Origin of the sequence: Mycobacterium sp. GA-1841 (assembly GCF_001954135.1) — a bacterium.
Classification (GTDB): domain Bacteria; phylum Actinomycetota; class Actinomycetes; order Mycobacteriales; family Mycobacteriaceae; genus Mycobacterium.
Map to the genome: position 1 here is coordinate 1 of NZ_MBEQ01000116.1, position 20,653 is coordinate 20,653.

At 64.7% G+C, this 20,653-nt stretch carries 21 protein-coding genes; 14 read left to right on the plus strand and 7 right to left on the minus strand.

The features are described 5' to 3' along the window. Positions 1-187: 187 nt before the first annotated feature. The 3 genes from A5740_RS26390 (at position 188) to A5740_RS26400 (ending at position 3,517) form a co-directional block, all read left to right on the plus strand. The gene (locus tag A5740_RS26390; RefSeq protein WP_076199120.1) at positions 188-1,717 is read left to right on the plus strand and encodes an aldehyde dehydrogenase family protein; all 1,530 of its coding nucleotides are present in this window, start codon (positions 188-190) and stop codon (positions 1,715-1,717) included. Between the two features lie 61 nt (positions 1,718-1,778). Beyond that, complete coding sequence (gene ppk2, locus A5740_RS26395; RefSeq protein WP_076199122.1) at positions 1,779-2,636, plus strand: polyphosphate kinase 2; 858 nt, start codon at positions 1,779-1,781, stop codon at positions 2,634-2,636. Positions 2,637-2,671: 35 nt separating this feature from the next. After that, complete coding sequence (locus A5740_RS26400) at positions 2,672-3,517, plus strand: hypothetical protein (RefSeq protein ID WP_076199124.1); 846 nt, start codon at positions 2,672-2,674, stop codon at positions 3,515-3,517. A gap of 17 nt (positions 3,518-3,534) precedes the next feature. Here A5740_RS26400 and A5740_RS26405 read toward each other — a convergent pair whose 3' ends face one another. The 3 genes from A5740_RS26405 to A5740_RS26415 form a co-directional block, all read right to left on the minus strand. Beyond that, positions 3,535-4,650: a PQQ-binding-like beta-propeller repeat protein gene (locus tag A5740_RS26405; RefSeq protein WP_256386384.1), complete on the minus strand. Its 1,116-nt coding sequence runs from the start codon at positions 4,648-4,650 to the stop codon at positions 3,535-3,537. A 27-nt stretch (positions 4,651-4,677) separates the two neighbouring features. Then, positions 4,678-5,094: a hypothetical protein gene (locus A5740_RS26410; protein WP_139335361.1), complete on the minus strand. Its 417-nt coding sequence runs from the start codon at positions 5,092-5,094 to the stop codon at positions 4,678-4,680. A gap of 167 nt (positions 5,095-5,261) precedes the next feature. Beyond that, the gene (locus A5740_RS26415; RefSeq protein WP_076199130.1) at positions 5,262-7,256 is read right to left on the minus strand and encodes a prolyl oligopeptidase family protein; all 1,995 of its coding nucleotides are present in this window, start codon (positions 7,254-7,256) and stop codon (positions 5,262-5,264) included. Between the two features lie 69 nt (positions 7,257-7,325). On the opposite strand from A5740_RS26415, the gene A5740_RS26420 reads away from it, so the two are divergent. Genes A5740_RS26420 through A5740_RS26440 form a run of 5 tightly spaced genes read left to right on the plus strand, consistent with a single transcriptional unit; the run spans position 7,326 to position 10,309 of the window. Beyond that, positions 7,326-7,820, plus strand: coding sequence for a DUF779 domain-containing protein (locus A5740_RS26420; RefSeq protein WP_076199132.1), 495 nt, complete (start codon positions 7,326-7,328; stop codon positions 7,818-7,820). A 35-nt stretch (positions 7,821-7,855) separates the two neighbouring features. After that, on the plus strand, positions 7,856-8,134 hold the full coding sequence (locus A5740_RS26425) for a putative holin (protein WP_076199134.1): 279 nt from the start codon (positions 7,856-7,858) through the stop codon (positions 8,132-8,134). Then, a complete protein-coding gene (locus tag A5740_RS26430) occupies positions 8,127-8,618 on the plus strand; it encodes a hypothetical protein (protein WP_076199136.1) in 492 nt (163 codons plus the stop codon). The genes A5740_RS26425 and A5740_RS26430 overlap by 8 nt, the downstream gene beginning before the upstream one ends. Positions 8,619-8,648: 30 nt before the next feature. Then, on the plus strand, positions 8,649-10,043 hold the full coding sequence (lpdA, locus tag A5740_RS26435) for a dihydrolipoyl dehydrogenase (RefSeq protein ID WP_076199138.1): 1,395 nt from the start codon (positions 8,649-8,651) through the stop codon (positions 10,041-10,043). Beyond that, positions 10,040-10,309, plus strand: coding sequence for a hypothetical protein (locus A5740_RS26440; RefSeq protein ID WP_076199140.1), 270 nt, complete (start codon positions 10,040-10,042; stop codon positions 10,307-10,309). Before lpdA ends, A5740_RS26440 begins: the two co-directional genes overlap by 4 nt. 56 nt (positions 10,310-10,365) lie before the next feature. On the opposite strand, the gene A5740_RS26445 is transcribed toward A5740_RS26440, so the two are convergent. After that, a complete protein-coding gene (locus A5740_RS26445) occupies positions 10,366-10,917 on the minus strand; it encodes a carboxymuconolactone decarboxylase family protein (protein ID WP_076199142.1) in 552 nt (183 codons plus the stop codon). Between the two features lie 138 nt (positions 10,918-11,055). After that, positions 11,056-12,471: an acetate metabolism transcriptional regulator RamB gene (gene ramB, locus A5740_RS26450; RefSeq protein WP_076199144.1), complete on the minus strand. Its 1,416-nt coding sequence runs from the start codon at positions 12,469-12,471 to the stop codon at positions 11,056-11,058. 118 nt (positions 12,472-12,589) lie between these two features. Between ramB and A5740_RS26455 the strand changes: the two genes are divergently transcribed. The 4 genes from A5740_RS26455 (at position 12,590) to A5740_RS26470 (ending at position 17,002) form a co-directional block, all read left to right on the plus strand. After that, on the plus strand, positions 12,590-13,411 hold the full coding sequence (locus A5740_RS26455; protein WP_076199178.1) for an acyl-[acyl-carrier-protein] thioesterase: 822 nt from the start codon (positions 12,590-12,592) through the stop codon (positions 13,409-13,411). 268 nt (positions 13,412-13,679) lie between these two features. Then, positions 13,680-14,966 (plus strand): isocitrate lyase, encoded by a 1,287-nt coding sequence (aceA, locus tag A5740_RS26460; RefSeq protein ID WP_076199146.1) that lies wholly within the window; start codon positions 13,680-13,682, stop codon positions 14,964-14,966. Between the two features lie 136 nt (positions 14,967-15,102). Next, positions 15,103-15,963, plus strand: a complete 861-nt coding sequence (locus tag A5740_RS26465; RefSeq protein WP_076199148.1) for a 3-hydroxybutyryl-CoA dehydrogenase — start codon at positions 15,103-15,105, stop codon at positions 15,961-15,963. Between the two features lie 163 nt (positions 15,964-16,126). Beyond that, a complete protein-coding gene (locus A5740_RS26470; RefSeq protein ID WP_076199150.1) occupies positions 16,127-17,002 on the plus strand; it encodes a cyclopropane mycolic acid synthase family methyltransferase in 876 nt (291 codons plus the stop codon). A 104-nt stretch (positions 17,003-17,106) separates the two neighbouring features. Here the strand turns inward: A5740_RS26470 and A5740_RS26475 are convergent, their stop codons facing one another. After that, positions 17,107-17,973 carry a polyphosphate kinase 2 family protein gene (locus tag A5740_RS26475; protein ID WP_076199152.1) on the minus strand — a complete coding sequence of 289 codons (867 nt, stop codon included), beginning with the start codon at positions 17,971-17,973 and terminating at the stop codon, positions 17,107-17,109. A 4-nt stretch (positions 17,974-17,977) separates the two neighbouring features. After that, the gene (locus tag A5740_RS26480; protein WP_076199154.1) at positions 17,978-18,679 is read right to left on the minus strand and encodes a TetR/AcrR family transcriptional regulator; all 702 of its coding nucleotides are present in this window, start codon (positions 18,677-18,679) and stop codon (positions 17,978-17,980) included. A gap of 91 nt (positions 18,680-18,770) precedes the next feature. On the opposite strand from A5740_RS26480, the gene A5740_RS26485 reads away from it, so the two are divergent. Both A5740_RS26485 and A5740_RS26490 read left to right on the plus strand, forming a co-directional pair. Further along, positions 18,771-20,114: a DUF445 domain-containing protein gene (locus tag A5740_RS26485; RefSeq protein WP_371454813.1), complete on the plus strand. Its 1,344-nt coding sequence runs from the start codon at positions 18,771-18,773 to the stop codon at positions 20,112-20,114. An 89-nt stretch (positions 20,115-20,203) separates the two neighbouring features. Then, positions 20,204-20,608 carry a helix-turn-helix domain-containing protein gene (locus tag A5740_RS26490; RefSeq protein WP_076199156.1) on the plus strand — a complete coding sequence of 135 codons (405 nt, stop codon included), beginning with the start codon at positions 20,204-20,206 and terminating at the stop codon, positions 20,606-20,608. Positions 20,609-20,653 lie beyond the last annotated feature (45 nt).

The window sequence follows — 20,653 nt, forward strand, 5'->3', positions numbered from 1 at the left end:
TGCTGCCATGCTTGCGAAACCCCATCTGCAACACCCCTCAACGAATCAGGTATCGCAGCGACCACTTGAGTCTGAGGCCGTCTGGGCGATCTGGATGCACGCTCGGCGCATGCCCGCGCCGAGCCACACTTGACAGGTGTCAACCCCGCTGCGACGTGGGTCACAAATGGTGATTAACATAGGCACCATGACAGCGACGCCAGATGTAGATCTGACCGGAGAGTTCTCGGGTTCCGGCACCATTCACAACCCCGCGACCGGCGCCGTCGCAGGCCAGGTGACCTGGACCGATGCCGCCGACGTGCCACGCATCGCGGCCGGCCTGCGGGAGGCCCAGAAAGAATGGGAAGCCCGCGGCGCCAAGGGCCGCGCGAAGGTGCTCGCCCGCTACGCGGTATGGCTGGGTGAGCACCGTGAGGAGATCGAAAAGCTCCTGATCGCCGAGACCGGCAAGTCAGCGATGGACGCCGCCCAAGAGGTGCCGTTGCTGATCATGATCCTCTCGTACTACATCAAGGTCGTGGAGAAGGCGATGGCGCCGGATTCTCGTCCCGCCCCGCTGGCCTTCCTGTCGATCAAGAAGATCGCTGTGCACTACCGGCCGCGTCCCGTCGTCGGGATCATCGCGCCGTGGAACTACCCCGTGGCCAACGCCATGATGGATGCCATCGGCGCGCTGGCCGCCGGCTGCGCGGTGTTGCTCAAGCCGTCCGAGCGCACCCCGCTGACCGCTGAGGTACTGCTGCGGGGCTGGCTGGATTCCGGTGCGCCCGAGGTGTTCGCGCTGGCGCAGGGTGCCCGCGCGGTCTCCGAGGCCGTCATCGACAACGCCGACTACATCCAGTTCACCGGTTCCTCGGCGACCGGCGCCAAGGTGATGGAGCGCGCCGCGCGCCGCCTGACCCCGGTGAGCCTGGAGCTCGGCGGCAAGGACCCGATGATCGTGCTCGAAGACGCCGACGTCGAGCTCGCCGCCAACGCCGCGGTGTGGGGTGCGATGTTCAACGCCGGTCAGACGTGTGTGTCCGTCGAGCGGGTCTATGCCCTCGAGTCGGTGTACGACCAGTTCGTCGCCGCCACCGTGAAAGCCGTGGAGGACCTCAAGATGGGTACCGGTGAGGGCTACCACTTCGGCGCCCAGATCGACGAGAGCCAGGTCGCCATCACCGAGCGCCACGTCAACGAGGCCGTCGCGGCCGGCGCCAAGGCACTGACGGGCGGCAAGCGCCCCGAGGGCGGCGGCAGCTTCTTCGAGCCCACCGTGCTCGTCGACGTCGATCACTCGATGGCCTGCATGTCCGAGGAGACCTTCGGACCGACGCTGCCGATCATGAAGGTGTCTTCGGTCGAAGAGGCGGTGCGCCTGGCCAACGACAGCCCGTACGGGTTGAGCGCCTCGGTGTTCTCCAAGGATGTCGAGCGGGCGAAAAAGGTTGCGCTGCAGCTGGACTGTGGCGCCGTCAACGTCAACGACGTGATCTCCAACCTGATGTGCACCACCGCCCCGATGGGTGGCTGGAAGACCTCGGGCATCGGCGCCCGCTTCGGCGGCGTCGACGGGGTGCGCAAGTTCTGCAAGCAGGAGACCGTGGTCGTGCCGCGCACCAGCGTGGGTGCCGGCGGCACGTACTACAACAACTCCGAGAAGGCGTTGGGCCGGATGAACAAGATGATGACCAAGCTGGCCCTGGCGCGTCCGCGCCGCACCGCGAAGTAGCACCACCGGACGTTCACCCCGGCGACACTTCGGTGTTCGCCGGGGTGGATACCGTCGGCCGGTGACTCTCGACATCACCGGCTACGCCGTCCGCGACGATGACGATGACGACCCCGTGCTGCTGCTGGAACCCGGCGGCGAGGTGGTCGACACCTGGCGGGAGAACTACCCGTACGACGACCGCATGTTGCGCCACGAGTACGAGGAACAGAAGCGGCTCCTGCAGATCGAACTGCTCAAGCTGCAGAAGTGGAGCCAGGCCAATGGCCTGCGGCACGTCATCGTCTTCGAGGGACGTGACGCCGCCGGCAAGGGCGGCACGATCAAACGGTTCACGGAGCATCTCAACCCCCGCGGCGCCCGCGTCGTCGCGCTGGAGAAGCCGACGGAAAAAGAACGCACCCAGTGGTATTTCCAGCGCTACGTCCAGCACCTGCCGGCCGCCGGTGAGATCGTGCTGTTCGACCGGTCCTGGTACAACCGTGCCGGCGTGGAACGGGTGATGGGCTACTGCACGCCCAAACAACACGCTGAATTCATCCGTCAGGCACCGTTGTTCGAACAGATGCTGGTCAACGACGGCGTCAGCCTGACCAAGTTGTGGTTCTCCGTCACGCAGTCCGAGCAGCGCACCCGCTTCACCATCCGCCAGGTCGATCCGGTGCGGCAGTGGAAACTCTCGCCCACCGACCTGGCGTCCCTGGACAAATGGGACGACTACACCCTGGCGAAAGAAGAGATGTTCGCCTGGACCGACACCGAAATCGCGCCCTGGACCGTGGTGAAGAGCAACGACAAGAAACGCGCCCGCATCAACGCCATGCGCTACGTGCTCGGTAAGTTCGACTACGACAACAAGGATTTTGACGTGGTCGGCCACGCTGATCCGCTGATCGTGGGGCGCGCCCTGTCGGACTGACCCGTCTGACCGCCGCCCGGGAATAGGAGGACGGCGTGCGCTTCGTCATGACGCTGTTCCTGTGGGTGTTGACGACGATTCTGCTGGCCGCGGCGGTGCCCTCGGTGTGGGTGCAGAAGAACATCATCGACCAGCAGGGCTATTCGTCCTTCGCCGAAACCGCAGCCACCGATCCGCAGTTGCAGGAGGCGGTGGCCGGTGAACTGACCACCCAGGTGCAAACCCTGGCCGCCCAGAACGGGACGCAGGCAGACGCCCGGCGCATCCGTGCCGTCGCGGGCGCCTACACCGCGGGCGCGGACTTTCCCGGTCAATTCGCGCTGGCCAATCAGCTCGCACACACATGGATGTTCACCGACCGGTTGTCCCGCAACGAGGATGGCAGCTGGGTCGTCGACCTGGCCCCGATGCTGTCGGACCCCTCGTTCCGTGACACCCTAGACGGCTTCGGAGTCCAAGTGCCACAGACCCTTACGGTTCCGATCGCATCGTCGGCACCCGAGCGTTTGCGGCCCGGGATCCTGCGTCCGCTGGCCGTGTGGGGCCCGTGGGTCAGTGTCGGGGTGACCGTGCTCGCGGGCGTCTTCGCCTTGCTCACTCTGGCGGCCGCCCGAGCGCGTGGTAAGACCCTTGCCGCCCTGGGTATTTCCGCGCTACTTGTGGGCGCCGGCGGCTGGGCCGGGCTGGAGGTCGGCCGACGCTACCTCAACGGGGCGCTCAACCACACCAGCGGCGACATCCGTCAGATCGCCGACGCCATGGTGGGCCACGCGATCGACAGTCTGCACCAATGGCTCAACCTCACCCTGGCCGCCGGTGGTGGCCTGGTGATATTCGGCATCATCGTGGCGTTGTTGGGTGGGCTGCGGCGCCGGGACTGAAACCCGTTGCGGCAGCTTCACGCCCACCGGTGTACGCCCTGTATGCCTCCCGTCGACGCGGAAAACAACCCATCGCCGAGCCACTTCGCACCGATCATGTCGTTGTTCTGTTTCTGCCAGACTTCCTGCCCGCGTGCTACGTCCAGGCACACCACCCCGTGCACCTTTCCGCTTGAGTTCACCAGAACGTTTTCACCGTCATAGCCTTGCACCCAGGCGTGAATCTGGTCCGGGTAGTCCGCGGTTATCATCAGGTACACGTTGGTGCTGGAAGTGCCGCATTCCTGTGTAATAAGCGACGCCGAGCGTTCGGCACTGTCGTTCAGCAGGGCGAGGAAACATGTTTTGCCGCTGCCGAATCCGACGACTTTGGCGGTTTGGTTCGGCGTCACCATTCCCACCGACCACAGGATGACGCCGGTAGCCGGATCGTATGCACGCAAACCACCCTTGGACGGGTTGAACGCCACCGGATAGTAGGTCCCGGACGAGGCGGTGAAGCTCTGGTCGTTGTCGATCAGCCGGAAGCCGTCGGCAGTTACCGACGCCGTTTTCGCCCCGGTGAAGTCGTAAAAGTCGATCGCTGCGGAGTTTGACAACGCAAAGCCGCCGGCGAAAGCCATACCGCTGTCGACGACCGGGGCCTCGACGATCGTGCGACCGGAGTTCGCATCGACCACCCGTCCCGGGCCACCCGGCACGGCGATGATGATGACCGCCTGATCGCCGTACACGTCCACACCCGCGTTGGTGCGATTGTCGACGCGCCACATTTCGGTGCCGTCGGGCTGGTATCCGACCAGCTCCCCATCGGTTGCGACCACGAACCCGTCACCGGCTGAGTAAAGGTCCGCACCCGATCTGCCGGCCGCGATCTCGTGATGTTTTTCGACACCGGTCTCGGTGTCGAGGAAAACCAACACTTCCTTGAGGCCGTCACCGGTGGACAGGGCGCAGCCGATGGTTGTGGCCGCGCGATCGACCACGCAGTCACCCTGGTTGAACTTCTTGAGGTCTACATCGGCCGGCGATACCGACTCAGGCCAGCGTGCGGCGCCAGTTGCCGCGTCCAGAGCCATGAGGCCGTGGTCTTCCAGGCCGACCACAACGGTGTGGGCATCGCCCCCGAGCAGGTGTGGCCTTCTGTCTGTCCGGTAACTTCACTTCGGATCTACCGTAGGCTCTCGGGGCGACGCCATCTGGATATCGCGGGGCGGACGCAGCGCACCCAACGGCGCCGGAGGATCAGGCAGGGGTCCGGCCTGCGGGCCGGAAGCCGTATCCACGGAAGGGCTTTCGCTGTTTCCGGAGTTCGAGCGCCACAGCACCGTCCCCACCCCCGCCACGGCGATCACGACCAGCGCAACCACCACGAACGCCAACCACTTCTTGCTCTTGCGCGGTGGCGGTTGCTGTGGCGGAACCTGACCCATGAGCGGTGGCCCACCCATTGGAAAGGGATAGGGCGGCTGACCGGGAAACTGGAACGGGCCGGGCATTCCGGACGGATACTGGCCCGGCATTCCGGACGGATACTGGCCGCCCGGAGGCGGATAGCCGTGAGGCGGGTAGTTCATCGACTCCATCCCCCGTGATTCGAGTCGTCAGGACGTCGGCCCGACGAGATTTCTGGACCATACCGGGTGACGGGGTGGCACCGCTTTCGACGTCATGGTCGTCGTTCCCGCCGAGTGGCCACCCTGGTGTCGAAAACAAACTTGATGTCAGAACGAGGCCGCAAGCCTCATGCGTCCAGCGTCTGCCAGAGGAATTCGTAGGTCAGCGCGGATTTGAATGCGGCCTGCTTGTTGTCGGCCGCACCGCCGTGCCCGCCTTCGATGTTCTCGTAGTACAGCACGCGATGCCCGGCCGCCTCCAGTGCCGCCGTCATCTTCCGGGCGTGCCCGGGATGTACCCGGTCGTCACGCGTCGAGGTGGTGATCAGGATCGGCGGGTACGATGCCTCCATCGAAATATTCTGGTAGGGCGAATATTTCGACATGAATTCCCAGTCTGCCGGGTCGTCGGGATTGCCGTATTCGGCCACCCACGACGCACCGGCGAGCAGCAGGTGAAACCGCTTCATGTCCAGCAGCGGCACGCTGCACACCAACGCCCCGAACAGTTCCGGGTAGTGGGTCAACATGACGCCCATCAAGAGCCCACCGTTGCTGCCGCCGGATGCGCCGAGCTGCTCGACGGTGGTGATGCCGCGGCGCACCAGATCGGCGGCGACCGCGGCGAAATCTTCGTACACCAGGTGGCGGTTCTCCCGCATCGCCTGCTTGTGCCACCCGGGCCCGTACTCGCCGCCGCCGCGGATGTTGGCCTGCACATAGGTGCCGCCGCGGGCCAGCCACCCCCGGCCGATCCCACCGATATAGCCGGGTGTCAACGAATTCTGGAACCCGCCATAGCCGTACAGATAGGTGGGGCTCGGCTCGTCGCGGCGTCCAACGACGAAATACGGGATTTCAGTGCCGTCGGCGGACGTGGCGAAGAACTGCTCGACGCGGATTCCGTCGGCGTCGAAGAACTCCGGAGCCGACTTCACCTGAACCAGCGGACCGCCTGCGGTGCCGTACAGCAACCGTGACGGGGTGGTGAATCCGCTTGAGTTGTAGAACACCTCGTCACCGAAGGGGTCGATGTCGACGACGATGGTGTCGGCGGCCGGCGGAATGTCGGGTGCGTCGCGTCGTTCCCAGGTGCCCGGGGTGACGACCTCGACATGGCTGGCGACGTCGCGCAGCGTGATCAGGATCAGCTTGTCCTTCGTCCACTGCGCGGCGGACAGGCAACTGTGCGCGTCTGGCTCGTAGATCATCGCGAGATCGGCGGTGCCGGAAAGGAAATCATCGAACTTGGTGCCGAGCAGCGCGCCGGCGGGGTAGGTGACGTCCCCAACTTGCCAGTCGGTCCGCAACGAGATCAACAGCCACTCGCGGTGCAGCGACAGCGACGAGTCGGTCGGCACCTTGATCTCGATCAACTCACCGTCGCGCAACTCATAACGGATGCGGTGGTAGAAGTCGGTGTAGCGGCCCAACCGGGTGTGCTCGAAACCGGGTGTCCGGTCGATCGAGGCGATCACCCGCACATCGGTCGGCTCGGCCTCGTAGACCGTCTCGGCCGCGGCCAACGGCTGGCCACGGCGCCAGCGCTTGGTGATCCGCGGATAACCCGATTCGGTCATCGAGCCCTCACCGAAGTCGGTGCACACCAGCAGCGTGTCCTCGTCCTCCCAGGACACCGACGATTTGGCCTCGGTCAGCTCGAACCCGCCGTCGACGAATTCCTTTGTCCGCATGTCGAACTCGCGGACCACGGTGGCGTCGGCGCCGCCGCGTGACAGGCTGATCATGGCGAGGGTGTGGTCGGGCTCGATCACCTCGGGCCCGGCCCACACCCAGTTCTCGTCCTCGGCGCGGGCCAACTCGTCCAGGTCCAGGATCACGTCCCAGTCCGGGTCATCGGTGCGGTAGCTCTGAAGCGTCGTGCGCCGCCACAGGCCGCGCGGGTTCGCCTCGTCGCGCCAGTAGTTGTACAGGTACTCGCCGCGCCGGCCCGGATAAGGGATCCGCGCGTCGGTGTCGAGGATCTCCAAGATCTCCGAACGCATCGCTTCGAATCGTTCGCCGCTCAACTCGGCGATCGTCGGCTCGTTGTGGGCACGCACCCACGCCAACGCGTCGTCGCCCGTGATGTCCTCAAGCCACAGAAAGGGATCGTCCGCCACCCGTCCATTGTGACCACCCGGCGTACTGTGAGCTGAACAACACCATTGTCGAGAAGAAGCGAGGTTGTGATGGGCCAGGCACCCGCACGGGCCCTCATCACCGCGGCCGCCGTCGACCTGCTGGCCCGGCTGCAGGAACGGCATGGGGCCCTGATGTTCCACCAGTCCGGCGGCTGCTGTGACGGGTCGTCGCCGATGTGTTACCCCGACGGTGACTTCATCGTGGGCGATCGGGACATCCTGCTGGCCATCCTCGACGTCGGGACGGGCGTGCCGGTCTGGATCTCCGGGCCACAGTTCGACGCCTGGAAGCACACCCAGCTGGTGATCGACGTGGTGCCCGGCCGGGGCGGCGGCTTCAGCCTGGAAGCGCCCGAAGGCATGCGGTTCCTGTCCCGTGGCCGTGCCTTCACCGACGACGAGAACAACCTGCTCGGCGCGCAGACCCCGGTAACCGGCGCGCAGTACAGCGCCGGTGTGCGCCCACCCGACACCGGCAGCCACATCGTCGACGAAGCCGCCGACGCCTGTCCGGTCCCGCAGGGACGCGCCGCGCAGATATAGCGGGTCGTCACCGGTCGCGGCGTTATCGTCGAAGAGTGATTCCGCTGCCGCGAGCGTGGCTGCTGACCGCCGCAATGTCGGTCGGCGTCGCCGTCGGGCTTCTGGCCGGGGTCGCCACGTCCCTGTTGGTGACGGCCACCGTGCGGCCCGATGTGGTGATCGCCCTCGTCCTCGGAGTGCCCGGTGTCCTCGGGATCCTGCTGGTCCTGGTTTCCGGGCGACGCTGGGTCACGACGTTCGGCGCCTTCGTCCTGGCCGTCGCGCCTGGCTGGTTCTCCGCGTTGACGATCATCCAGGTGGCCTCCCATGCCTGAGAACCTCGACACCTCCACCGCAGACTTCACCCCGCTGTTCGACACGGGCGAGAACGAGATCGTCGCCGTCGAGGATCCATCGCCTGTCGCGGTGGAGGAGCCGGACACACCGCAACCCGTCCTCGACGACGCGCCTTCGGCTCCGTTGGCTGCCCCGGCCTCGTCCATCGTGGTCGAGGGCTCCTACCTGTATGTCAAGTGGTGGACGTTCGTGGGTGTGCTGGCCGGGGTGTGGTTCGTCTCCGCGGCGGCCGGGGCCGGCCTGTACTACTACTGGTTCCAATCGGTGGACAAAACCTGGCCGGTGTTCGTCGTGCTCGCCTACGTCGTCGTCACCACGGTCGGGGCGCTGCTGGCCTCCACGGCCCAGCGCAAACCGGTGATATCGGCCCTGGCCATCGCGTTGATGTCGGCCCCGCTGGCGGCGATGGCGGCAGCGGCGGTCTTCTACGGCGCCTACGTGTTCGGCTGGATCGCCCGATAGATCCATTGCGCGGCCCACTAGGGTGGGTTCGTGACCCACTTTGACGTTGTCGTTCTCGGAGCCGGGCCCGGTGGATACGTCGCGGCCATTCGTGCCGCCCAACTGGGGCTGAATACCGCAATTGTCGAACCCAAATATTGGGGCGGCGTGTGCCTCAATGTCGGGTGCATCCCGTCCAAGGCGTTGCTGCGCAACGCGGAGATCGCGCACATCTTCAACAAGGAAGCCAAGACCTTCGGTATCAGTGGCGAGGCCACCTTCGATTACGGCGCCGCCTTCGACCGCAGCCGCAAGGTGGCCGACGGCCGCGTCGCCGGCGTGCACTTCCTGATGAAGAAGAACAAGATCACCGAGGTCCACGGCTACGGAAGCTTCACCGGACCCAACGCGATGACGGTGAAGCTCAACGAAGGCGGAACTGAGGAGCTCACCTTCGACAACGCCATCATCGCCACCGGCTCGTCGACCCGGCTGGTACCGGGCACCTCGCTGTCCGAGAACGTCGTCACCTACGAAACCCAGATCCTCTCGCGCGAGTTGCCGGGCTCGATCATCATCGCCGGCGCCGGTGCCATCGGCATGGAGTTCGCCTACGTGCTGAAGAACTACGGTGTCGACGTCACCATCGTCGAGTTCCTGCCGCGCGCGCTGCCCAACGAGGACGCCGAGGTCTCCAAGGAGATCGAGAAGCAGTACAAGAAGCTGGGCGTCAAGATCCTCACCGGCACCAAGGTCGAGGGCATTTCAGATGATGGTTCGACGGTCACCGTGACGGTCAGCAAGGACGGCAAGACCGAGGAACTCAAAGCCGACAAGGTGCTGCAGGCCATCGGCTTTGCGCCCAACGTCGAAGGCTTTGGTCTGGAGGCCGCCGGGGTGGCGCTGACCGACCGCAAGGCCATCGGCATCGACGACTACATGCGCACCAACGTGCCGAACATCTACGCCATCGGCGATGTCACCGGCAAGCTCCAGCTCGCCCACGTGGCCGAGGCGCAGGGCGTGGTTGCGGCCGAAACCATCGGCGGCGCAGAGACTCTGGCGCTCGGTGACTACCGGATGATGCCGCGGGCCACGTTCTGCCAGCCCCAGGTGGCCAGCTTCGGGCTCACCGAAGAACAGGCCAAAGAAGAGGGCTATGACGTCGTCGTCGCCAAGTTCCCGTTCACGGCCAACGGCAAGGCGCACGGCCTGGCCGACCCGACCGGTTTCGTGAAGCTGATCGCCGACAAGAAGCACCTCGAACTGATCGGCGGACATCTGATCGGACCGGACGTGTCCGAGCTGTTGCCGGAGCTGACCCTGGCTCAGAAGTGGGACCTGACCGCCAACGAGTTGGCCCGCAACGTGCACACCCACCCGACCCTGTCGGAGGCGCTGCAGGAGTGCTTCCACGGGCTGACCGGCCACATGATCAACTTTTGAGAAACGAAATCGTCGCCGGCATATCCGGATTGGTGCTCGGCCACATCCTGTGGCTGACCGCCATCACCGTGGCGACCGAGGGCTCCCGGGTGACCATCTGGGCGCTCTTGGTGGCCGCGCTGTCCCTGATCGGCGGCGCGGCCGGCGCATACTTCGGCCGGCGCAAGTATCGGCAGAAAGAGCACACGTGGGCGGTGTTCTTGTGGGCCCTGCCGGTGTCGCCGGTGGTGTTCTCCCTGGTGTTGCTCGGGGTCACCTACCTCTAGGAGCGTGATTTGGGTGCATCCGGTAACGGTGGGCGTTACCAAATGCACCGAAATCGCTAGTCGGGAAAGTCCAGCGGGATCCGCAGCGTGGTCATGGTGGCGGCCAGGCCGTCGTATTGGCTTGCCAGCATGCAGAATTCGATGAGTTGCTGCTTGGTGAGGATGGCGGCCAGGGCGGCCCACGTTTCCGCCGAGACCGACCGGGTGACGACGAACTCGTCGGTCGCGGTGATCAACACCCGCTGGCGGTCGGTGAGCCCGTCGGCGTCGGGCCCCTCGAAGATGCGGGCCTGCGTCTCGGCGTCCACCCCGCGGCTGCGGGCCAACCGCCGGTGCTGCTGCAGCTCGTACTCACAATCCCGGAGGTGGCCCACCCGAAGGATGACCAGCTCGGCATCCTGACGCGGTAACTTGCCCAGTGGGCCGAGCAGCACCCCGGAATACGGCAGCCACGCCAAGAACAACAGCTTGTGCTGGCCCAGGACGTTCATCAGGGTGAACCTCGGTGCCCGGATGGCCCTGGCGCCCAGCTTGGCGATGGCCCAGCCGACCGGGCCCAGCTCGCGGAATCCGCCCGGTGCGATGCGGGCCGGCTCGAGTGCACTCACCCCGCCGAGTCTGGCACAGGTGCCGGGGGTGCGGAGGCCGCACCGGTTTCTACCGCAGGGCGGTCGTTCGGCCGTCGCGACAACCCAGTGGTGGAAAACGGCGCGCGGGGCAGCAGCGTCACGGCGGGCGAGAGGTCGTCAGGGCTGGCGCACCAGATACGGCGACACCGTCGAGCGGTGCTCGTTGAGGTCGAGGGCCTTGCCGAGGGCCGGGAATGCACGTTGTGGGCAGTTGTCCCGTTCGCACACCCGACAACCCGAGCCGATGGGTGTGGCGACCTCGCCGGAGAGGTCCAGTCCTTCGGAGTACACCAGCCGATGGGCATGGCGCAGTTCGCACCCCAGCCCGATGGCGAAGGTCTTGCCGGGTTGCCCATAGCGCGAGGCGCGGCGCTCCACGGTGCGGGCCACCCACATGTAGTTGCGCCCGTCGGGCATCTGGGCAATTTGGACGCCGATCTTGCCCGGGTTGCCGAAGGTCTCGTACACATTCCACAACGGGCAGGTGCCTCCTGAGGAGGAGAAGTGGAAGCCCGTGGCGGACTGGCGTTTTGACATGTTGCCGGCCCGGTCGACCCGGACGAACGAGAACGGCACGCCACGCATCGAGGGACGCTGCAGCGTGGACAGCCGGTGGGCGATGGTCTCGTAGCTCACGGAGTAGAACGCCGACAGCCGTTCCACGTCGTAGCGGAAATTCTCGACCACGTCATGAAATTGCCGGTAGGGCAGCACGGTTGCGGCGGCGAAGTAATTGGCCAGACCGAGCCGGGCCAGGGTGTGGGACTCGGCGCTGGTGAACATGCCCTCGTCGACGAGTTTGTCGATGAGCTCGCCGAACTCCAGGAAGGCGAGTTCGGCTGCCATCTTGAACACCTGCTGACCGCTGCCCAGATGGTTGCTCATCTCCAGGGTTTTGGTGGCCGGGTCGAAGCGGTGCAGCACGGTGTCGCCCAGATCGATGCGTCGTACGATCCGCACGCCGTGCACGGTGGTCAGCCGGTTGGCCAGCTCACCGGCCAGATCGCCGCGATGCATACGGATCTTTGCGGTGAGATCCTCTGCGGCAGTGTCTAATTCGTGCAGATAGTTCTGGCGTTGGTAGAAGTAGTCCCGCACCTCTTCGTGCGGCATGGTGATCGAGCCGCTGCCGCTGCCGTCGGAGTACCGGTCCTCGGTGGCCGCGGCCAGCTGTGTGGTGGTCAGTCGATAGCGGCGGTGCAGGTTGACCAGCGCACGGGCGAAATTCGGATGGGCGGCCACCAGGTCGGCAACCTCGGCGACGTCCATCTCGACGCCGAGATCGCGGTCGAGTGTCACCTCACGCATCTCTGCGACCAGTCGGGTGTCGTCATGAGGCGCGAAGAACGTCGCGTCCACGCCGAACACCTCGGTGATGCGCAGCAGCACCGCGACCGTCAGCGGGCGTACGTCGTGCTCGATCTGGTTGAGATAGCTGGGAGAGATCTCCAACATCTGTGCCAGGGCGGCCTGGCTGAACCCACGCTCGCTCCGCAGTTGTCGCACCCGCGAGCCCACGAACGTTTTTGCCACGTCAAATAGCCTACAAGCCTGCGAAGACGCACTTTGCATTGTTTGCAGATTTGGCACTACTGGCATCATCGGGCTGCCTGGCATGATCGGCTCAGGCGACAGCGACTGGGAGATGGCCATGGCGGGAACCGCGCAGAATACGACCACCGGACTCAACAAGGTGATGATGCCGGTGCCTGACCCCCACCCCGATGTTTTCGATCGGGAGTGGCCGCTGCGGGTCGGCGACATCGACCGGGTCGGCCGGTTGCGGTTCGACGCCGCCGCCCGTCACATCCAGGACATCGGCTCCGATCACCTACGTGAACTCGGCTTCGAGGAGACCCACCCCCTGTGGATCGTGCGGCGCACGATGATCGACCTGATCCGTCCGATCGAGTTCCAGGACATGCTGCGGATGCGGCGGTGGTGTTCGGGGACGTCCAACCGCTGGTGTGAGATGCGGGTGCGGATCGATGGACGCAAGGGCGGCCTGATGGAATCCGAGGCGTTCTGGATCAACATCAACCGCGAGACGCAGGGCCCGGCCCGCATCTCCGATGACTTCCTGGCCGGGCTGCGGCGCACCACCGACGAGGCCAGGCTGCGGTGGAAGTCCTACCTGAAGGCCGGCAGTCGCGAGGATGCGGTGGAGGTCCGTGAGTACCCCGTGCGGGTGTCCGACATCGATCTGTTCGACCACATGAACAACTCGGTCTACTGGACGGTGATCGAGGACTACCTGTACTCCCATCCCGAACTCCTGGAGAAGCCGCTCCGGGTGACCATCGAGCACGATGCCGCGGTCGCCCTGGGCGAGAAACTCGAGATCCTGTCGCACGTGCACCCGGCCGGATCGACCGACAAATTCGGCGAAGAGCTCTCCGATCGGACTGTTAGAACGCTCACATATGCGGTCGGCGACGAGACGAAAGCGATCGCCTCACTGTTCTCGCTCTGACCCCGGCCGGTTTAACAGTACGAGCGTACTGACCTGCACCTTTGAGTTACTCGTGGGTAGCTTCTGAACCGGTACAGCCATCATATTTCTTCACAAGCTTTGCAAATTAGCTAAGCGCTTTGGCGAAAGTTGGCAACTGAAACGGGTGGACCTGCGGATATGTGCTGTGTCATCGTCGAGCTAGCACATCAGTGAAGTTGCCAAGGCGTTAGCAATCAGCGAGCGGTGCGGCGACGGAGCAACTGAACCAAACCGAAGGAGCAGTCCTATGTCGACCGTGGGCACCCCCAAGTCACCGGAGCAGATCCAGCACGACTGGGATCACAACCCCCGCTGGAAGGGCATCACCCGTACCTACACCCCGGCCGACGTGGTCGCCCTGCAGGGCTCCGTCGTCGAGGAGGCCACCCTGGCCCGCCGCGGCGCCGAGGTGCTGTGGGAGCAGCTGCACGACATGGACTTCGTCAACGCGCTGGGCGCGCTGACCGGCAACATGGCCGTCCAGCAGGTCCGCGCCGGCCTGAAGGCCATCTACCTGTCGGGCTGGCAGGTCGCCGGTGACGCCAACCTGTCCGGCCACACCTACCCCGACCAGAGCCTGTACCCGGCCAACTCGGTGCCGCAGGTCGTTCGCCGCATCAACAACGCGCTGCTGCGCGCCGACGAGATCGCCAAGGTCGAGGGCGACACCTCCGTCGAGAACTGGCTCGCCCCGATCGTCGCCGACGGTGAGGCCGGCTTCGGTGGTGCGCTCAACGTCTACGAGCTGCAGAAGGCCATGATCGCCGCCGGTGTCGCCGGTTCGCACTGGGAAGACCAGCTCGCCTCGGAGAAGAAGTGCGGCCACCTCGGTGGCAAGGTGCTGATCCCGACCCAGCAGCACATCCGCACCCTGACCTCGGCTCGCCTGGCCGCCGACGTCGCCGACGTCCCGACCGTCGTCATCGCCCGCACCGACGCCGAGGCCGCCACCCTGATCACCTCCGACGTCGACGAGCGTGACCGCCCGTTCATCACCGGTGAGCGCACCTCCGAGGGCTTCTACCACGTGAAGAACGGCCTCGAGCCCTGCATTGCCCGCGCCAAGGCCTACGCGCCGTACTCCGACCTGATCTGGATGGAGACCGGCACCCCGGACCTGGAGCTGGCCAAGAAGTTCGCCGAGGGCGTCAAGAGCGAGTTCCCGGACCAGATGCTGGCCTACAACTGCTCGCCGTCGTTCAACTGGAAGAAGCACCTCGACGACGACACCATCGCCAAGTTCCAGCGCGAGCTGGGCGCGATGGGCTTCAAGTTCCAGTTCATCACGCTGGCCGGCTTCCACGCCCTGAACTACTCGATGTTCGATCTGGCCCACGGCTACGCCCGCGAGCAGATGAAGGCCTACGTCGAGCTGCAGGAGCGCGAGTTCGCCGCCGAGGAGCGCGGTTACACCGCCACCAAGCACCAGCGTGAGGTCGGCGCCGGCTACTTCGACCGGATCGCCACCACGGTTGACCCGAACAGCTCGACCACCGCGCTGTCCGGTTCCACCGAAGAGGGCCAGTTCCACTGAGCTTGCGAAGTGGAACCGACTAGCCGGAGCCACTAGGCCTTCGACCGACACAGGTTGACAGCGCAGGCCCCGCTCAGAATTCTTGGGCGGGGCCTGTCGCATGTCCGGAACTTGAGACGAAAGTGAATTAGCAGTCGTGAGCAATCAAATTGAACGAGTAGGCGTGATCGGAGCCGGCCAGATGGGTGCCGGTATCGCCGAGGTGTCCGCGCGTGCCGGCGTCGACGTGCTGGTGTTCGAGACCAACGACGCGCTGGTCACCGCGGGTCGCAATCGCATCACCAAGTCGCTCGAACGCGCCGTCAGCGCCGGCAAGGTCACCGAGCGGGAGAAGGACGCCGCGCTGGACAAGCTGAACTTCACCACGACGCTGGCCGACCTCGCCGACCGTCAGCTGGTCATCGAGGCCGTCATCGAGGACGAGAATGTCAAGGCCAAGATCTTCGCCGAGCTGGACAGCGTCATCACCGACCCCGACGCGGTGCTGGCCTCCAACACCTCCAGCATCCCGATCATGAAACTGGCAGCAGCCACCCAGAATCCTCACAGGGTTCTCGGCCTGCACTTCTTCAACCCGGTTCCGGTGTTGCCACTGGTCGAATTGGTCAGCACTCTGGTGACCGCAGATGCCGCCGCCGAGCGCGTCGAGGAATTCGCCAGCGCCATCCTCGGAAAACAGGTCGTCCGTTGTTCTGACCGGTCCGGTTTCGTGGTCAATGCGTTGCTGGTGCCTTACCTGTTGTCGGCCATCCGCATGGTCGAAGGTGGCTTTGCCACAATTGACGATGTCGACAAGGCGATCGTGGCGGGGCTTTCGCATCCGATGGGCCCACTGCGGCTGTCGGACCTGGTTGGTTTGGACACCCTCAAACTCATCGCCGACAAGATGTTTGACGAGTTCAAAGAGCCTTTGTACGCCGCACCGCCGCTGTTGTTGCGCATGGTGGAAGCAGGGCAGCTCGGCAAAAAATCGGGCCAGGGCTTCTACAAGTACTGAGCAAGTGACGACGCCACCCGCGCTGGCACTCTGGCCGAGGCTTAGCTAGTCTAGCCACAGTAGGGCCTGCTGGCTCACTCAAACGAGTCTGCGTGGAAAACACGCGTCGGCCCCCAAACTGTCGGTCGTCAGCAGCAGAAAACGCAAAGAGGTAATTTTTCGCATGTCCAACGTCGAGTCCGAATTGGCGCCGTATTACGAAGAATCGCAGTCGATTTACGACATCTCCAACGATTTCTTCGCCCTGTTCCTCGGGAACACCATGGGTTACACCTGCGGCTACTACGAACGCGAGGACATGGACCTCGACGAGTCGCAGAACGCCAAGTTCGATCTTGCGCTGGGCAAGCTCGACCTCAAGCCGGGCATGACGCTGCTCGACATCGGTTGCGGCTGGGGTGGCGCCCTGGAGCGGGCCATCACCAAGTTCGACGTCAACGTCATCGGCATCACGCTGAGCAAGGCGCAGTCGGAGTACGCCCGTGAGCGGCTGGCCAAGATCGACACCAACCGCAGCGTCGACATCCGGCTGCAGGGTTGGGAAGAGTTCGACGAGCCCGTCGACCGCATCGTGTCGATCGGCGCGTTCGAGGCGTTCAAGCAGGAGCGTTACCCGATCTTCTTCGAGCGCGCCTACAGCATCCTGCCGGAGAACGGCGGCCGGATGCTGCTGCACACGATCCTGGCCCACACCCAGGCGTACTTCCGGGAAAACAACATCAAGCTGACGATCAGCGATCTGAAGTTCATGAAGTTCATCGGCGAGGAGATCTTCCCCGGTGGGCAGCTGCCGGCGGTCGAGGACATTGAGAAGCTGGCCGACGGTTCGGGCTTCAAGCTGGAGCGCACCCACCTGCTGCGCCCGCACTACGCGCGCACGCTGGACATGTGGGCGGCCAACCTGGAGGCGGCCAAGGACGAGGCCATCGCCATGCAGGGCCAGGAGGTCTACGACCGCTACATGAAGTACCTGACCGGTTGCGCCGACTTCTTCCGTCGCGGCATCACCAACATCGGTCAGTTCACGCTCGTCAAGTAGTTTTTTGCGCCGAGGGTGCATCCAGATCGCGAGATCAGCTAGAAACGCGATCTGAGTGCACCCTCGACGTGTATTTCTAGGCGAGTATTTCTAGGCGTGTATTTCTAGGCGTCGGCCAGCCGCTTCTTCTCCTCCTCGACGTCGAAGTCCGGCGGCGGCCAGGACATGTTGAGGCCTTTGAGCGCCTCGATGAGCAGTTCGGTGATGGCCAACCGGCTGTACCACTTCTTGTCGCACGGCACGATGTGCCACGGTGCGTAGTCGGTGGAGGTCTTGTCCAGCATGGCCTGATAGGCCTCCTGGTATTTGGGCCACAGCAGGCGCTCGTCGATGTCGGCCGGGTTGTATTTCCAGTACTTGTCCGGCCGTTCCAGTCGCTCGGCCAGGCGGTCCTTCTGTTCGGCCAATGAGACGAACATCGCCACCTTCACCAATGTGGTGCCGGCATCGACCAACTCGCGTTCGAAGGCGTTGATCTCGTCATAGCGGGCGCCCCAGACATCCGGGGGCACCAGGTTGTGTACGCGCACGACGAGCACGTCCTCGTAGTGCGAGCGGTCGAATACACCGATATGGCCGGCCGGCGGCAGGGCATTGCGAATCCGCCACAGGTAGTGGTGGGCGCGTTCCTCCTCGGACGGTTTACCGAAGCTGGTGTACCGCACGCCCTGCGGATTGGCCGCGCCCACAACGTGTTTGACGATTCCGCCTTTGCCGGCGGTGTCCATGCCCTGCAGGATCAGCAGTACCGAGCGGTTGTCGTCACCACTTTTGGACCGGGCATAGAGCATCTCCTGCAGCGAGGCCAGGCGCAGATTGCGCTCGGTCTGCAGGGTGGGCGCATCGTTCTTGGTGCCACGGAATCCGGGCGTGCTGTCGGTGTCGATGTGCGCGACCTGGTCGCCGCGGCGGAATGCCAGGTGCTCGTGTGGTTGGTGGGTCCACAGGGTAGGCAGATCGTCGTTGCTCACCCGTTCAGTCAAGCAGTTGGGGCGGTAATACCGGGGAGGGGTGCGGTTGTGAGTTGAACTTCTCCAGCGAGCCGCCGACTTCGACGATGCCGCACAGGGCATTCCAGGACAGCATGGTCAGGTAGTCGATCAGGTCGTCGGTGCTCATGCGGGGGTTCGACATCCACGAGTGGGTGGCCAGCTGGACGCCGCCGACGGTGTGGAACGCCCATGCCTCCGCACCTCGGGTGTCCATGCCGACCTGTGCCATCCGGCGACGCAGCATCACTGCCAGCATGCGCGCGATGATCTGCTCGGAGTCGGCGACCGCCTTGCTCTTGCTCGCCGAGTTGTTCGCCATCACGAAGCGATACGGTTCCGGCTCGGCCGCAACGGTTTCGACGTAAACCTTGATGATCTCGCGGGTCAGGTCGAACCCGTCGAGGTTCGACGACAGGGCGGCCGCCATGTTCGGGATCAACGTGGTCTGGGCGAACCGCATCATCACCGCGGTGGTGAGATCGTTCTTGTCGACGAAGTAGCGGTAGAGCACGGTCTTGGATACGCCGATCTCCGCGGCGATCTCGTCCATGCTGACATTGCTGCCGCGGCGCCGAATCGCCTCGAGGGTGCCGTCTACGAGTTCATTACGGCGCTCCACCTTGTGCTGGTGCCAGCGCCGCTTTCGTCCGTCGGTTTTCACCGTCACCGGAGTCTGCTGTGCCACAGTCGCAGTAATCCCATTCCCTAGTTCCGCTTAATAGTACGGCCGATCGAGGGCTGCCGACCTGTGGGTGCGACGCCGAATCGGCGCAGTTGTGGATGATGGATACGTGGCACATCGATCCGACGCCGGTTTGCGCGCGTTGCCTGCCCCGCGGCCGAGTTTTGCCGAGACGCTGGCCGGGGCGGACAGCGCCGCCGACGCCGAGCGTCTCCGGGCTTTGCGGCGCATGAAGCTGGTGGCGCTGAGTTTCCTGCTCGGGGCGACCGTGGTCTTCCTGCTGTGCACCTGGGCGCAGTCCCGCGGCGCCGGCGGTTGGGTGGGGTACGTGCGGGCCGCCGCGGAGGCCGGCATGGTCGGCGCGCTGGCGGACTGGTTCGCGGTGACGGCGCTGTTCAAACACCCCCTCGGCCTGCCGATCCCGCACACCGCGATCATCAAACGCAAGAAAGACCAGCTGGGCGAGGGTCTGGGCACGTTCGTCCGGGAGAACTTCATGTCTCCCGAGGTGATCGCGACGAAACTGCGGGATGCCCAGGTCGGGGGCCGGCTCGGCAAGTGGCTGGCTGACCGCCCGCATGCCGAGCGGGTCGCTGCCGAAGCGTCCACGGTGCTGCGCGTCGGGGTGGAGATGCTGCGCGACGAGGACGTTCAGCACGTCCTGGACCGGATGATCGTCAAGCGCATCGCCGAGCCGAAGTGGGGTCCGCCGATCGGCCGGGTGCTCTCGACGCTGCTGCAGGAGGGCCGGCAGGAGGCCTTGATCCAGCTGTTGTGCGACCGGGCGTTCCAGTGGTCGCTGAACGCCGGCGAGGTGATCGAGCGCGTCATCGAGCGGGATTCGCCGACCTGGTCGCCGCGCTGGGTGGATCACCTGGTCGGTGACCGGATCCACCGGGAGCTGATGGATTTCACCGACAAGGTGCGCCGTAATCCCGACCATGAGCTACGCCGCTCGGCGACGAAGTTCCTGTTCGAGTTCGCCGACGACCTGCAGAACGACGAGGCGACGATCCAGCGTGCCGAGAACGTCAAGGAACAGATCATGGGTCGCGACGAGGTGACGCGAGCGGCGGAGACGGCCTGGGCGGCAGCCAAGCGGATCATCCTGGAATCGGTGGACGACCCGTCGTCGGCGTTGCGCACCCGGATCGCCGACTCGGTGATGCGCATCGGCGAGTCGTTGCGCGACGATGCCGAACTGCGGGACAAGGTCGACAGCTGGATCATCCGGGGTGCGAAACACCTGGTGGGTGAGTATGGGACCGAGATCACAGCGATAATCACCGAGACCATCGAACGCTGGGATGCCGACGAGGCGAGCCGGCGGATCGAGCTCCATGTGGGTCGTGACCTGCAGTTCATCCGGATCAACGGCACCGTGGTGGGGTCGTTGGCGGGCCTGGTCATCTATTCGATAGCGCAACTACTCTTCTGACCTGCGCTAACTAGTGCTTGCAAAAGTTAGCACCCCGTCGTAGCGTGAAAATTGTCGTTAACGGATACCCGGGCTACGAGGGGAATGACATGGCGCAAGACGAGAATCTCGCTGCTGTCGTCTCCAACGCTGCGCAGGACATCGGGAGCTTCATCCGAGCCCAGCGTGAGGCGGCACAGGTATCGGTTCGGCAGCTGGCCGAGAAGGCCGGCGTCAGCAATCCCTACCTGAGTCAGATCGAACGGGGATTGCGGAAACCCTCCGCCGACGTGCTCAACCAGATCGCGAAGGCGCTGCGGGTGTCCGCGGAAGTGCTCTATGTGCGCGCCGGAATCTTGGAGCCCAGCGAGCCCAGCGAGGTCCGCGACGCCATCGTCAACGATGCGGGGATCACCGAGCGGCAGAAGCAGGTGCTGCTCGACATCTACACCTCGTTTCGTCAGCAGAACGAAGCCGACGCAGGTGAGGAGCCGACAACTGAGCCGACTGACTGACACCGCACGTGCTACCCGATAACCATTCACGCGAAAACAGCTCTA